14 protein-coding genes are annotated in these 12,293 nt (G+C 54.4%); 8 read left to right on the top strand and 6 right to left on the bottom strand.

Going from position 1 to position 12,293, the window contains the following annotated elements; all coding sequences use genetic code 11:
• Positions 1-28: 28 nt before the first annotated feature.
• Complete coding sequence (locus tag DL346_RS23580; RefSeq protein ID WP_112884848.1) at positions 29-1,003, top strand: ROK family protein; 975 nt, start codon at positions 29-31, stop codon at positions 1,001-1,003.
• Entirely contained in the window at positions 987-2,702 is a 1,716-nt protein-coding gene (locus DL346_RS23575; protein WP_165822641.1) for a DUF4185 domain-containing protein, read from the top strand. Before DL346_RS23580 ends, DL346_RS23575 begins: the two co-directional genes overlap by 17 nt.
• A gap of 152 nt (positions 2,703-2,854) precedes the next feature.
• Here DL346_RS23575 and DL346_RS23570 read toward each other — a convergent pair whose 3' ends face one another.
• Both DL346_RS23570 and DL346_RS23565 read right to left on the bottom strand, forming a co-directional pair.
• Positions 2,855-3,271: a hypothetical protein gene (locus DL346_RS23570; RefSeq protein ID WP_112884846.1), complete on the bottom strand. Its 417-nt coding sequence runs from the start codon at positions 3,269-3,271 to the stop codon at positions 2,855-2,857.
• A 6-nt stretch (positions 3,272-3,277) separates the two neighbouring features.
• Entirely contained in the window at positions 3,278-3,721 is a 444-nt protein-coding gene (locus DL346_RS23565) for a nuclear transport factor 2 family protein (RefSeq protein ID WP_133257565.1), read from the bottom strand.
• A 666-nt stretch (positions 3,722-4,387) separates the two neighbouring features.
• Between DL346_RS23565 and DL346_RS23560 the strand changes: the two genes are divergently transcribed.
• On the top strand, positions 4,388-5,152 hold the full coding sequence (locus DL346_RS23560) for a GTP cyclohydrolase II (RefSeq protein ID WP_112884844.1): 765 nt from the start codon (positions 4,388-4,390) through the stop codon (positions 5,150-5,152).
• A gap of 61 nt (positions 5,153-5,213) precedes the next feature.
• On the opposite strand, the gene DL346_RS23555 is transcribed toward DL346_RS23560, so the two are convergent.
• Together DL346_RS23555 and DL346_RS23550 are read right to left on the bottom strand one after the other, a co-directional pair.
• Positions 5,214-6,962, bottom strand: coding sequence for an alpha-glycosidase (locus tag DL346_RS23555; RefSeq protein ID WP_112884843.1), 1,749 nt, complete (start codon positions 6,960-6,962; stop codon positions 5,214-5,216).
• 152 nt (positions 6,963-7,114) lie between these two features.
• Entirely contained in the window at positions 7,115-8,239 is a 1,125-nt protein-coding gene (locus DL346_RS23550; protein ID WP_112884842.1) for a helix-turn-helix domain-containing protein, read from the bottom strand.
• Positions 8,240-8,592: 353 nt separating this feature from the next.
• Between DL346_RS23550 and DL346_RS23545 the strand changes: the two genes are divergently transcribed.
• Genes DL346_RS23545 through DL346_RS23535 form a run of 3 tightly spaced genes read left to right on the top strand, consistent with a single transcriptional unit; the run spans position 8,593 to position 9,897 of the window.
• The gene (locus tag DL346_RS23545) at positions 8,593-9,183 is read left to right on the top strand and encodes a TetR/AcrR family transcriptional regulator (protein WP_112884841.1); all 591 of its coding nucleotides are present in this window, start codon (positions 8,593-8,595) and stop codon (positions 9,181-9,183) included.
• Positions 9,184-9,189: 6 nt separating this feature from the next.
• Positions 9,190-9,555, top strand: a complete 366-nt coding sequence (locus DL346_RS23540) for a DMT family transporter (RefSeq protein WP_112884840.1) — start codon at positions 9,190-9,192, stop codon at positions 9,553-9,555.
• Between the two features lie 18 nt (positions 9,556-9,573).
• The gene (locus DL346_RS23535) at positions 9,574-9,897 is read left to right on the top strand and encodes a DMT family transporter (protein ID WP_112884839.1); all 324 of its coding nucleotides are present in this window, start codon (positions 9,574-9,576) and stop codon (positions 9,895-9,897) included.
• On the opposite strand, the gene DL346_RS23530 is transcribed toward DL346_RS23535, so the two are convergent.
• Entirely contained in the window at positions 9,871-10,017 is a 147-nt protein-coding gene (locus DL346_RS23530; protein ID WP_206098577.1) for a glucoamylase family protein, read from the bottom strand. The two genes, DL346_RS23535 and DL346_RS23530, sit on opposite strands and share 27 nt — an antisense overlap.
• 72 nt (positions 10,018-10,089) lie before the next feature.
• Positions 10,090-10,728, bottom strand: a complete 639-nt coding sequence (locus DL346_RS23525) for a DsbA family oxidoreductase (protein ID WP_112884837.1) — start codon at positions 10,726-10,728, stop codon at positions 10,090-10,092.
• 142 nt (positions 10,729-10,870) lie between these two features.
• On the opposite strand from DL346_RS23525, the gene DL346_RS23520 reads away from it, so the two are divergent.
• Together DL346_RS23520 and DL346_RS23515 are read left to right on the top strand one after the other, a co-directional pair.
• Positions 10,871-11,758, top strand: coding sequence for a DUF72 domain-containing protein (locus DL346_RS23520; RefSeq protein ID WP_112884836.1), 888 nt, complete (start codon positions 10,871-10,873; stop codon positions 11,756-11,758).
• Between the two features lie 109 nt (positions 11,759-11,867).
• On the top strand, positions 11,868-12,293 hold the full coding sequence (locus DL346_RS23515) for an RrF2 family transcriptional regulator (RefSeq protein WP_112884835.1): 426 nt from the start codon (positions 11,868-11,870) through the stop codon (positions 12,291-12,293).

Genomic DNA, 12,293 nt, shown 5'->3' with positions numbered 1-12,293 from the left:
GAGAAGACGCGAGAGAGAGGCTGCTTGTATGAATGAATATGCCATTGCGTTTGATGTAGGCGGGTTGTTTATCAAATCGGCGGTGCTGAGCAGCCACGGGAACGTGTGTAAGGATACGATGGTTATTTACCCGGCTAAAGCGAAAGAAGAGAAAGAGAAGCTGCTGGAGCACTTCGTTTCGATTATTCAACAGCAGATTAACAAGATCAACGACAAATGGTTTAAGGTATTCGGCATCGGGTTTGCTTTTCCCGGACCTTTCGATTATGAGAACGGCATCAGCTACATTCGGGGCATCGATAAATTCGAGCATATTTACGGCGTGAACCTGCGCGAGGAATTAATGGAACGGCTCGGCTCCCAGCCCGGTTTGAAGAAGAAGCTGTCGCCGAACTACAGGATCGTCTTCGATAACGATGCGAATTTATTCGCTCTTGGCGAGCTCTTATCGGGCAAAGCCAAGACGTATGCCAAGTCGATGTGCGTCACGATCGGAACCGGGACGGGCTCGGCTTTCATCGAGCATGGCCTGCTGGTCAAGGAACGCTCCGATGTGCCGGAGAACGGGTGGATTTACAATACGCCGTTCGAAGCATCCATTATTGACGATTACATTTCCAAACGGGGCATTATGCGCTTGGCGGCAGAGCAGGGATTGCCGTCCGGCTTGGATGTGAAAGAGTTAGCGGAACTATCCAGATCAGGGCATGAAGGGGCTGCAGCCGTATTCCATCAATTCGGAACGAATATGGGGCGTGCCTTCCTGCCGCTGATTGACGCTTTTCAGCCGGAGGCCGTAATTATCGGGGGGCAAATCGCCAAGAGCCATGATTTGTTTGGGCGGGCATTCTTGGAGCAGCTTCAGGGCGTAACGCTTCAGATCGAATATGTCGAGCAAACGTCGCACAGCACGTTCGTCGGGGTATCCAAGCTGCTTCGGCTGGCCATGGATCAAGATTCGGAACAATCCGAGGGGAGTGAACGGCTTGATAAATTATCTTAATAGGCCTGAAAAGAAAGGCGACCGGATTCCCGTTCGCGGCGTCTCCAGCAGCAAACCGGCATCGGAAGGGATGTCGGCGGACAATTTAATTGTCCAAGCCGGCGCAATCGAGCATTCCGGCAAAGCGATGCTTTACACGAATGCGGTGTCAGGCCAGTCCATGTGGCTGTCCCATCATACGCCCGAGTGCCCGGCTTGGGTCTCCTTTGACTTTGGAGCGACCTACCCGATCGGGGAAATGCGGGTATGGAACTATAACCAGCATCATGACGACTTTCCGGAGCTGCATCGGCGCGGCATGAAGCGCGTTGCTATCGAATATTCGCTTAACGGTAAAGACTGGACGGAACTGCGGAGCGAAGGGCATCCGTTCGAGTTGGCACCAGCGGATGGATCCCCGGCTTTGAAGGCGACAAATCTGAATGACGGCGCCGGCAGTCCGGTTCTGTTTCGTAACGCGCTGGCCCGCTATGTCCGCATTTCCGCACATGCCGAGCATGGCGCCGGCAATTGGGCGGCAGATGAGAAGCAAGTCCCTTATTGCGGCTTAAGCGCCGTTCAATTCTATGCGGGTGCGGGCTTGGCCGCGGAACCGGCGGACGATTGGACGGCATTGTTCCACAAGCGTTCAGGCTGGAGCGGATCGGACGGAATCAATTCCATTCCGTTCAACGGCAACGAATCGAGCGGCGCTGCTTGGGAGACAAAAACGCTGTTTCTATTCGGCGACACCTTCGTCGGGGAAGTGGATGAAGCGACCGACAACCGCCTTTCCTTTGCCATGGTGAATAACACGTTTGCGGTGCTGGAAGGGGAGGCGCCGGATCCGTCCAGCATTTCCTTCCATTGGGGGGCGGGGGAGAATGGCGAACCGGATAGCGTTCTGGTACCCGCTACTTCGGCTGCGCTGTCGGAAGCGGATACCTATTACTGGCTTCAGGATGGGACCTCGATCGGAGGCAGGTTCTATTGCTTCCCTTTAATCATCGGACCCGATCCGTCAGGGCCGGAAGGGTTTCAATTCAAGGTTCACGGCGTCACGCTCGTATCGGCTCCGTTCGGCGAGCATGGGCTGCAGCTGTCTGAGCAGGAGCAGGTCGATACGCCGCTCTATTACCGGGCCGCAAACGGTTTGATGACGTATTTCGGGGCAGCGGTTATGCCGAATACGATAGAAGCGGGTGCGCCCAAGGCAGACGGATTCGTCTATATTTACGGCCTGCAAAATGACACGGGCGTCGTCAGGTTGATGGCGGCCCGCGCAGCTGCTGAACAAATTAGCGCTTTCGAGCAGTGGACCTATTGGAACGGCACGGAATGGGTTCCGGATAAAGAGCAGGCTGTGCCCGTAGCGCAGGAAACCTCCTGCGAGGTCAGCATTTCGCCGATGAGCGGCGGGGAGCTGGACGGCAAATACGTTGTAGCTTTTCATCAGAAGAATGTTACGGGCGATTACGTTTCCATCTACGCCGGCGACAGCCCTGCAGGTCCGTTTACTCAGAGCATCCCGCTTCATTATTGCTCGGAGCCGGAGGCCGGCAACGGCATCTATGTGTATAACGCGAAGGGACACCCGCATTTGTCAAAGCCGGGTGAGTTGTTAATTAGCTACAATGTGAATACGACCAGCTGGGAAGCGCATGAGAAACAGGGATCGGTGTATCGTCCGCGTTTCATCCGGCTTCATCAAATCGGGTAGTTCTCCGTCATGTGGTGGACCGGCTTTGGCCTTGTGCTCCATGAGTTCATGCGAGCCATGAAGAATATTGAACCTTTTTTAGCCAAGAAGGAAGAGGGGCGACATGACAATAGACCCCTTGGGGTCTATTGTCTCTAAAAAATCAGGCCTGCTTAGTTATAAACATTACCAGACCCAGATGCTGAACAGCTATCAACCATATTCGTGATTCTAATCCGCATTTCCTTATTTACTTCAACACCATACCATTGGTAAACGTAAGTTTGGGTGATGTAGTCGTAAGGAATTTGATGAGGCGTTCCATATTCAACATCTGAAAATGTTCCTTTCTTTACAAGTGCATACTCAATAATGGTATTTGCATTACATGCTCCATCTTGCTTACCCAAAATACTAGGATTGGGATTGGTATTTGTAAACACATCTCCATACAGTTTGTTGTATTGAAACTGAATAGACCAACTATAATAATCAACACTTACTCCTGCAAATGCAGATTGAGCAAAAACCAATGCCATCATTAAAGTTAATGGTACGATTAAGAGTGATTTCTTTAGCTTCTTTTTCATTAAACTTTAACCTCCGACCTTGTATTGGTCAATATCTTTATACTGTATTGATTGGCCAATAATGATCTTCCAGCTTCCATCATCAGTAAGTGTCACAGGGAACTTTAAAATGATATCACCAGTATCTTCTGTATAAACATTCAATGTTGCAGTGAAATTTTTCTCATCATTTTGCTCAATCTTGACTATGTCATTAAGATGAGCAATATCTGATTTCATAATCTCTTGGTAATCTGGTTTACGCGATGCTTCTTGTTCAGTTGAGTACCTAGTGTCAATGGAGTACTTTACCATATCATCTACATTTTTGGACTCAATAGCATTAAAATAATTTAACACCGACTGCTCGACATCTTTTTCATCAAGTTGCGATGCATTCGTTGAAGTCGAGTGCAGTATATAACCTGATCCTCCACCCAACACGATTACCGCAGTCAGTACGCCAGCCATTAGAAATTTCCTTCGCCTGCTCAAATTACAACATCTCCTTCTGAAATATAATTTTTAATATTTTCCTTTTTAGGAAATTTGTTACATTATCGCATGATATGTCAGCACTGTATAGTTCATTAGTCCTTTTTTAATAAAACTTTAGAATCGAATAACTTAAAAATCTTTTTTACATATTAGACGGGTTTAAGCAGCACTGGGTTCATTTGAGGCATGAAAAATATTGAACATTAGCCATAAAGGAGGATCCGATAGATAGAGGAAGTGCTCATCAGAATGAAGAAGAATCATTTGCCGCAGATCACATTCACCCAAGAGGTTGGAGTGAAGCAGGAGTTCCATGTGCCGATCAAGTGATGGAGCTGATTATGTCGGCGCAAGATGAATTTGAGGATCTTGATATTCCTCCCTCGTCCCCCAAGTTAGATGTCTTTGCCTCGTCAGCCCTGCCGGTTAACACGGTGAAATGCGGTCAACACTCGGATTACGGGCGATTACGTGTCCATCTACGCAGGCGACGGCCCTGCAGAGGGCTCCGTTTATCGTCCGCGTTTCATCCGGCTTCGTCAGATCGTATAGCTCTCCGCCCAACGATCTCCATGGAATAATTCGCTTCGCCGCAATTCACACTAACATGGCGGATGCGGAAGGGTGGAGATTTCAGGCATGATTGATGAGAAAATCGTAGGCATACTTGATGACCGAATCGAGACGATCAAGAGCAAGAACGGTACCTTGATTCTGGTCGGGCCGATTCAGCTTCCGGTCAATCTGGAAGGGGAGACGCACACGTTCAAGTGGTACTGCTGGCTGCCGTGCAAGGACCTGGTGCATACCAAGGGCGGATGCAAGAACAAGGAGCGGACGGAGTTTCTGATCGAGCAGCTGTCCGCGTCCAACCTGGCCGAGAAGCAGCAGTCGAGCGCGCTCGTGTACGGCGACTTCGCGGGCAGCCCGGATGCGCTGATCCGGATGCACAGTATCTGCCATACGGGCGATATTTTCGGCAGCAAGCGGTGCGATTGCGGGTTTCAGCTGCACCAGTCGATGAAGATGATTACTTCGCATGGCGCGGGCGCGCTGTTCTACCTCGCTAACCATGAGGGGCGGGGGATCGGGCTGTTCAGCAAGGCGATGGCTTATATTTTGCAGGAGAAAGGGTACGACACGGTGGAGGCGAATCTCGAGCTGGGGTTCAAGGACGATGTGCGCAGCTACGAGGAAGCTTTGCTCGTGCTCGCCCACCTGCGGAGCAAGCCGGTAACGCTGATCACCAATAATCCGAGGAAGCTCTCCGCACTCAAGGCGTCCGGGATGAATGTAGAGGATCGAGTGCCGCTTTGGGGCGATATTTCCGAGTTTAACCGGAAGTACCTGGAGACGAAAGTGAACCGGTCGGGGCATTTTGCCGAAGAGCTGACGATTCCTTAATTGTAAAAAGAGGCTGGCCGGAACGGTGTGCATACGCACCGTTCCGGCCAGCCTTTCTTCGTTAGCCTACATATTTGTACACGGCGAATCCGAGGCTGCCGAGCGCAATCGAAAGCTGCCGGCCCTTCACCTGCGTCTTGCCGCCTCCTCCGATCATATCCTGCCACTCGCCGTTTGCAGCTGGAACGTCCAGATTGCGCGGGCGGCTGCCGGCATTCATCGCAATGATGAACACTTCATCGCCGCTTCGGCGTTCATAGACTATGGCGGCATCCTTCTCTGCGGCGTGGAGGAAGACGATGTCCATAGAGCGGAGAGAGGCGTGCTGCTTGCGAAGCGCGATCAGCGCCCGGTAAAACTTCAGCAGGTCGCCGTTCTGCTGCTCTTCATCCCACACCATGCACTGGCGGCAGTCGGGATCGCCCGCGCCGGACATCCCCACCTCGTCTCCATAGTAGATGCACGGAGTGCCCGGATAGGTCATTTGAAACAGCGCGGCCAGCTTCATCCGGCGCTCTTCGCCGCCGCAAATCGTGAGAAGCCGCGGCGTATCGTGGCTGTCCAGCAGGTTGAACGCGACCTCGGTCGCCTGCTGCGGGTAGTTCGCCAGCTGCGTGCCGATCGCATTCGCGAAGCCGCGCCCGTCCAGCTTGCCGTACGCGGCGTAGTCCAGTACGGCGTTCGTGAACGGATAGTTCATGACGGCGTCGAATTGATCGCCCTCGAGCCACATCATCGAATCGTGCCAGATCTCTCCAAGAATGTACGCGTCCGGATTCACGTCCTTGACCGTCTTGCGGAATTCGCGCCAGAAATGATGGTCAACTTCGTTCGCTACGTCAAGGCGCCAGCCGTCGATGCCGATTTCCTCGACCCAGTAACGAGCTACCTTAAGCAGGTATTCTTTGACCTCCGGATGCTCGGTGTTCAGCTTCGGCATGATCGGCTCGAAGGCGAACGTGTCGTACGTCGGGATGCCGTCCTCCACGCGCAGCGGCCATTCCCGCACATGGAACCAGCCGGCGTACTTGGAGTCCGCGCCTTTTTCCTGGACATCCAGGAATGGCGGGAACGTGGCTCCCGCATGATTGAACACCGCATCCAGAAGGACGCGGATGCCGCGCTTGCGGCACACCTCGACCAGCTGCTTCATCAGCTCGTTCGTGCCGAAGTGCGGATCGATCTTCAGGTAATCCTGCGTATCGTATTTATGATTTGTGGTCGCTTCGAACACAGGGGTAAAATAAATCGCGTTTACGCCAAGCTCGGCCAAATAGTCCAGATGATCGATGACGCCTTGCAGATCGCCGCCGAAGAAGTTTTTCGGCGTCGGCTTGCCGCCCCACGGCTCGACATGCTCGGGATCGAGGGAGGAATCGCCGTTCGCGAACCGTTCCGGGAAGATCTGATAGAAGACGGCTTCTTTCACCCATGCCGGCGGCTGGAACACGTCGACCGGGTTGATGAACGGATAGTCGAAGAACGTCAGGCAGTCGGCAGGAGGCGCGGTCACAAAGCCGCTTTCGGTCAGCCACAGCTTCTTCTTTCCCTTCTCCAGCTGGAAGGCGTAGCGCAGCCGGCGGAAAGGCGGCTCCACGGCGGCTTCCCAATAATCGAACATGGCGTCCGTCGCGAAGATCCGCATCGGCACGGTCTGTTTCGTATCGTCCCAGGCGTATTTGTCGCCGACTATGGCTTGGACGGCGTCCATGTCGGCTTTTTTGGTGCGGATTCGAAGATGAAGGGTCGAGCGGTCGTAAGCGTACGACCAGTTTTGCTTCGGGCGGTGATAGATCGCTTCGAGCAGCATAATAGGGTCACTCTCCTAAGAAAAGGGTGGGTCCGACAACGCAAAAAAGGTACAACCTCGTTATTCCTAGCGAGGTTGTACCTTTTTCGGTAGCATGGCCTTTTAATTACGTCTATTATACCACATTTGAGGTAGAGTATTCACCCTCAAATTCAAGAGTGGACACGGATGGCTAGCTTCGGGAATGCGCGCATGAGCTCCTCGCACCGGGCTTTGACGCGCGAAAGGTCGAAGCCGCCTTCGAACAGCTCTTGATCGGGCAAGAAAGTAACGCTTGTGCCCGTTTCGCACGTTACGCCGACCGTGAGCAGCGGGTGCTGCGGAATGCCGTGCCGGTACTGCTGCCGGACAATGGTCCCTTCCCGTTGGATGTCGACCTGGAGCCAATCGGACATGGCATTGACGACCGCGATGTTGATGCCGCGGGCGCTGCCTGGCGCGGTAAGGACGGCGCCTTGCACGGCCAGCTGCTCCAAGTCCGTCATGACGGTATGCAGCAATGTTTTCCCGCTGCCTTCCAATGCCCGGGTCGGGATCCCGCGCCCGTTATCCGATGCAGTGATGGAGCGGTCATCGTGGAGAAACAGATGGAGCTCGCTGCAAAATCCCGCTTCATGCTCCAAAATGCTATTCTCCAGCACCGCCCACAGCAGCAGATGCGGATCGTGCTTCCCCTGCGCCGCAGGGTTGCCCAGATAGTCGCCCGCCCGCTCACGGGCCTCGCTCATCGCCAAATAATCGCTTGTCTCGCTCAAGTCCTTGGCTGCGGCAAGCAGCAGCAGAATGGGGAGCAGCCGGTGTTCGGGCACGCTATATGTGCCGCCCCGCTCCTCCTGGTGCAGCAAATCGGCGCCGGCCAATGCTTTAATATGATGATACAGCTGGCCCGTAGTGCCCATATTCAGCCGCTCCACAAGCTCTGCTCCAGTCCGCGGCTCCTCAATGATCGCGCGGAGGATGTCCAGCCGCTGCTTGTGCCCGAGGGCGGCTATGATTTTGGCGCCTTTCTCGCTGTCAAGCTTCGTCAGCTCGCTGATCGGCCGCTCCTGCGGCGCCCACTTCAGTGTCCCGCTTCCATGCTGGAATGAACCGGCATAATGCAGCATGCCGCCATGCTCGTTGGCGGCATCCAGCTGCTCGCCGGGCTGTGGCTGCGCAGCCCATGCGCCGCCTGAGCTGCGCCCGCCTGGTTGCTGCTTCATCATCTGCGCTTGCAGCTGGAGCAGCTGCTCCTTCAACCAATCAAGCTCCGCGCCGAAATCCCGCTTCTCACTCATCGGAACCACCTCATCGTTATTATTTAATTACGTAATTACATAATTACATAATAACATAATTTGTGAGAGCCGACAAGAAGAAGCGATTCCGCTCAGGTGGGCTGTGGAAGACTATATAAGTAGCCACAGAGAGGTAACAGTTACTGCATATGGGGCGGGAATCGTCTGATGTGAGCGAAAGAGAGGTAACAGTTACCGCACATGGAGCGGGAATCGGCCGATAAATGCGCGGCACCGTGCTGCTTTACTCCGCGAAAAGCGCTTGACACCCGACACCAAAGAAGCTATGATCACTTGAAACTAACTAACGTTCGTTAGGCGATAAGGTCGACGAAGCAAGGGGAGAACTAAGCATGACGGCGAGCCGGTTAAAGCAAGCAGCATTGACGTTATTTGCGGAATCGGGCTACGAAGGCGTGTCCTTATCGGAGATCGCCAAGTCGGTCGGCATCAAGACGCCGTCGATCTACGCCCATTTCAACTCCAAAGAGCAGCTGTTCATCGAGCTGCTTGAGGATGCCATAAAGGAAGAGCTGGCGAAGCTGATGGAGCTGATGCGGGAAACGGAAGCCAAGCCGCCGATCGATCGAATCCACGCCGTGTTTCTTTTCTATGCGGATCTCGATCAGATCACGAAGGGGCAATCGTTCCTCAAACGCACGCTTGTCATGCCGCCTAGGCATTTGGAAGAGCGGCTTAGCCGATATCTTACGGCGTACGAAGAAGAGGTAACGCTCCAATTAACGGCGCTGCTCCACGGTTGTGCCGCGCAGCCTGCAGCTCTAAGCATAGATCAGACGGAACGGCTGCTCGCGTTATTTTACGCGCTTATTGACGGCTTGTTAGTGGAACATAAGTTGTACGATTCGGCGCTATACCGGAAGCGGCAGGAGCTGCTCTGGGATTGGCTGCAAGAGGGGATCAAACGGGAAACGGGAGGTTGAGACATCATGGCGTGGCTGTATTTGCTGCTGGCCGGATTGCTCGAGGTAGGCTGGGCATACGGGATGCAGGCCTCGGAAGGATTTTCGCAGTGGCTGCCGAGCTTGATTACTATTGCGCTCCTGATCGTCAGCTTCATGCTGTTCGCAAGGGCGATGCGCACGATTGAAATCGGAACGGCTTATGCCGTATTTACCGGGATCGGGACGGTGGGAACCGTGATCGTCGGCATCATTCAGGGCGAGCCTGCGGATGTATTGAAGCTGCTGTTCATCGCGCTGCTTGTCGGCGGTATCGTGGGACTCAAAATCATTTCCAGCAAAGAAGAAACGACCGCCGCTTCTGCGACAGCGGCTTCGGATCATTCGGAGTAGAAGGGAGGCTCAAAAAAGATGGCTTGGTTGTTCTTGCTTATTTCGGGATTGGGCGAAGTAGGCGGCGTAACGGGGATGAAGCTGTCGAACGGGTTCAAAAACTGGAAGGGCACGCTGCTCGCGCTAGCGTCAGGGGCCGTCAGCTTCTACTTCCTGTCGAGATCGCTTCAAGATATTCCGATCAGCACGGCGTACGGCGTATGGACGGGAATCGGCTCGGTCGGCAGCGTGCTGCTCGGGATGCTTGCGTTCGGCGAATCCAAAAACAAAAGCAAACTGCTCTTTATCGCGATGATTATTATCGGTGTTGCCGGACTACGGGTCATTGGCGGCGGTCATTAACGGACCGCCGCTTTTTTCAGTCCAACGAACATGGGCGTTCTTCATGTACTGCTTCCAGACGAAGCCGCTCCGGTAATTCTCCAGCATGAGCAGCGTAATCCCTTTATCGATGCCGATCAAGAAATCGAAGCTCTTGCGGCTTTCCTCCTCCAGCAGCGGGTCTCCGTACGAAGGACTGTTTCCGTTCCATCATTATACGCCCGTATTGACGCCGCCCATCAGGCCGAACATCTCCTCGGCCGGGTAGGCGCCGGAAAGCGCATAGCGGTTATTGAAGATGAAGAAGGGTACGCCGGTAATGCCCAGCTGCTGCGCTTTGCGAAGGTCGGCGTCAACCGCTTCTCTGCCCTCGCCGCGCTCGAGTCTTTCCTGAAGGTCAGGCGAAAATACGCCGAGACGTTCGGCAACCGACAGGATGACGCTCATCTGCGCGACGTCCAAGCCTTCCTCGAAATAGGCGCGGAAAAGCTCATCCACCGCCTCCTCTTTGCGGTCTTCAGGCAGCAGCGCAATAAAGCGGTGCGCCAGATACGTGTTCGGCATCCGCGTGACCCGGTCAAACCGGAACGTGACGCCAACGGCCGCCCCCGCTTGCGTGACATGCTGGGTAGCGCGCTTGAGCGATTCAGGGCCGCCGCCCATCTTTTTGATCATCACTTCATCAAACGGGCGCCCTTCGGGCGGCAGCCCGGGATCGAGCTGGTACGCATGAAAGGCGACGGTAACGGGCTCATCGTTTGTCTCCGACCACATCGCGATCGCGCGGGTTAAATTTTGCTTGCCAATGCGGCACCATGGACAGACCACATCGGAGTAAACGTCAATATGCATGCGGGAACGACAACCTTTCGGCTAATATTTGATTTCCGAACGAATCGGGAAGTAAACTTAATCTCATAACCCATGCTAATGTAGTTTAGCTGATCAAGCAAGGGACATGCAGGCTTATGGGCTAAGGGAGGGGACGTTACGCATGATCGAGATCGGTTTATGCGGCTGGGGCGATCATTCAGAGCTATACCGGGATGCGGGCAGCGCCAAAAACAAACTGCCGGCCTATGCGCAATGGTTCCGCGTCGTTGAAGTGGATAGCACCTTCTACGCCATCCAATCGCCGCAGACGCTCGAAAAATGGGCGGCGGAAACGCCGGAAAACTTCCGTTTCGTCATCAAAGCTTACCAGGGCATGACTGGGCATGCGCGCGGCGGCAAAGGATTTCACCCGTATGAGAGCGAACGGGCGATGTTCCAGGCCTTCTTGGACGCGATCGAGCCCATTCGCAAAGCGGGCAAGCTGTTGGCCGTCCTGTTTCAATACCCGCCATGGTTTAACTGTACCCGGCCCAATGTAAACACGCTGCGGACCGCCAAGGCGCTCATGGGCGATGTGCCCGTTGCGCTGGAATTCCGGCATCAGAGCTGGTTCGCGCCGGAGATGCGGGAGAAGACGCTGGCCTTCACAAAGCGCGAGGGCTGGATACATACGGTATGCGATGAACCGCAGGCAGGTGACGGATCCATCCCGATCGTGGAGGCGACCACGGATGACCGGTACACTTTGGTGAGGCTGCACGGCCGCAACACGGATGGCTGGGTGTCCGCCGGACAACCGAATTGGCGGGATGTACGCTACCTTTACCGCTATCATGAAACGGAGCTCGCGGAATGGGCGGAGCGGCTAAAGCGCCTTGAACAGCACACCGGCACGGTCTGCGTCCTCTTCAACAACAATTCCGGCGGGGATGCGGCGGATAACGCGCTGCAGCTGATGGCGATGCTGCACCAGCTGCCGCCGCGCGGTTCGTTCCGCTTGCCGCCCCCGCCAAAGGAAACCGCCGAACAGCTGGAGTTGTTCGACTAGAAGCTTGCATAGATCGAGGCCCGAATTCGCAAAATAGGATAACTGCCGCTGTTGACAGGAATAACTGTAACTGATATGATTACAGTACAAAGCGGGGTGCCGTTAAAGCATGAACAGCGAATTCACCATTGCCGTACACAGTTTAGTTTATCTGGCTTATTTGCCGGAGCGTATGGCGCCTAGCGAGGCCATTGCCGACAATGTCGCGACCAATCCGGCGCGGATCCGCAAAGTGATGAGCTGCTTGAAGCGCGGCGGTTACGTCGATACGCGGGAAGGCGCGGGCGGCGGCTACCGGCTGACGCTTGATCCGGCGGTCGTCACTTTGGCCGATATTTACAAGCTGATGGCGCAGGGCTCCGTCATTCCGAGCTGGTGCTCGGGCAACCCGGAGATGGACTGCGTAGTCGGCTCCAACATGCGGGAAGTGATGGACGGTATTTTCTGCAGGGCGGAGAAGCAGCTGGAAAGCTATTTTGGCGGCATTACGATTTCCGATGTATTAGGTCAGATAAAGGAATGCAAGCAATGCTGA

The sequence above is a fragment of the Paenibacillus montanisoli genome (assembly GCF_003268025.1).
GTDB lineage: Bacteria > Bacillota > Bacilli > Paenibacillales > Paenibacillaceae > Paenibacillus_Z > Paenibacillus_Z montanisoli.
The sequence above is the reverse complement of the archived record's forward strand: the minus strand, read 5'-3'. Positions and strand labels throughout refer to the sequence as shown.

Coding starts and splice junctions, on each gene's coding strand:
- DL346_RS23580 (WP_112884848.1), top strand. CDS start 29: ATGAATGAATATGCCATTGCGTTTGATGTAGGCGGGTTGTTTATCAAA.
- DL346_RS23570 (WP_112884846.1), bottom strand. CDS start 3,271: ATGAAAAAGAAGCTAAAGAAATCACTCTTAATCGTACCATTAACTTTA.
- DL346_RS23565 (WP_133257565.1), bottom strand. CDS start 3,721: ATGGCTGGCGTACTGACTGCGGTAATCGTGTTGGGTGGAGGATCAGGT.
- DL346_RS23560 (WP_112884844.1), top strand. CDS start 4,388: ATGATTGATGAGAAAATCGTAGGCATACTTGATGACCGAATCGAGACG.
- DL346_RS23555 (WP_112884843.1), bottom strand. CDS start 6,962: ATGCTGCTCGAAGCGATCTATCACCGCCCGAAGCAAAACTGGTCGTAC.
- DL346_RS23550 (WP_112884842.1), bottom strand. CDS start 8,239: ATGAGTGAGAAGCGGGATTTCGGCGCGGAGCTTGATTGGTTGAAGGAG.
- DL346_RS23545 (WP_112884841.1), top strand. CDS start 8,593: ATGACGGCGAGCCGGTTAAAGCAAGCAGCATTGACGTTATTTGCGGAA.
- DL346_RS23540 (WP_112884840.1), top strand. CDS start 9,190: ATGGCGTGGCTGTATTTGCTGCTGGCCGGATTGCTCGAGGTAGGCTGG.
- DL346_RS23535 (WP_112884839.1), top strand. CDS start 9,574: ATGGCTTGGTTGTTCTTGCTTATTTCGGGATTGGGCGAAGTAGGCGGC.
- DL346_RS23525 (WP_112884837.1), bottom strand. CDS start 10,728: ATGCATATTGACGTTTACTCCGATGTGGTCTGTCCATGGTGCCGCATT.
- DL346_RS23520 (WP_112884836.1), top strand. CDS start 10,871: ATGATCGAGATCGGTTTATGCGGCTGGGGCGATCATTCAGAGCTATAC.
- DL346_RS23515 (WP_112884835.1), top strand. CDS start 11,868: ATGAACAGCGAATTCACCATTGCCGTACACAGTTTAGTTTATCTGGCT.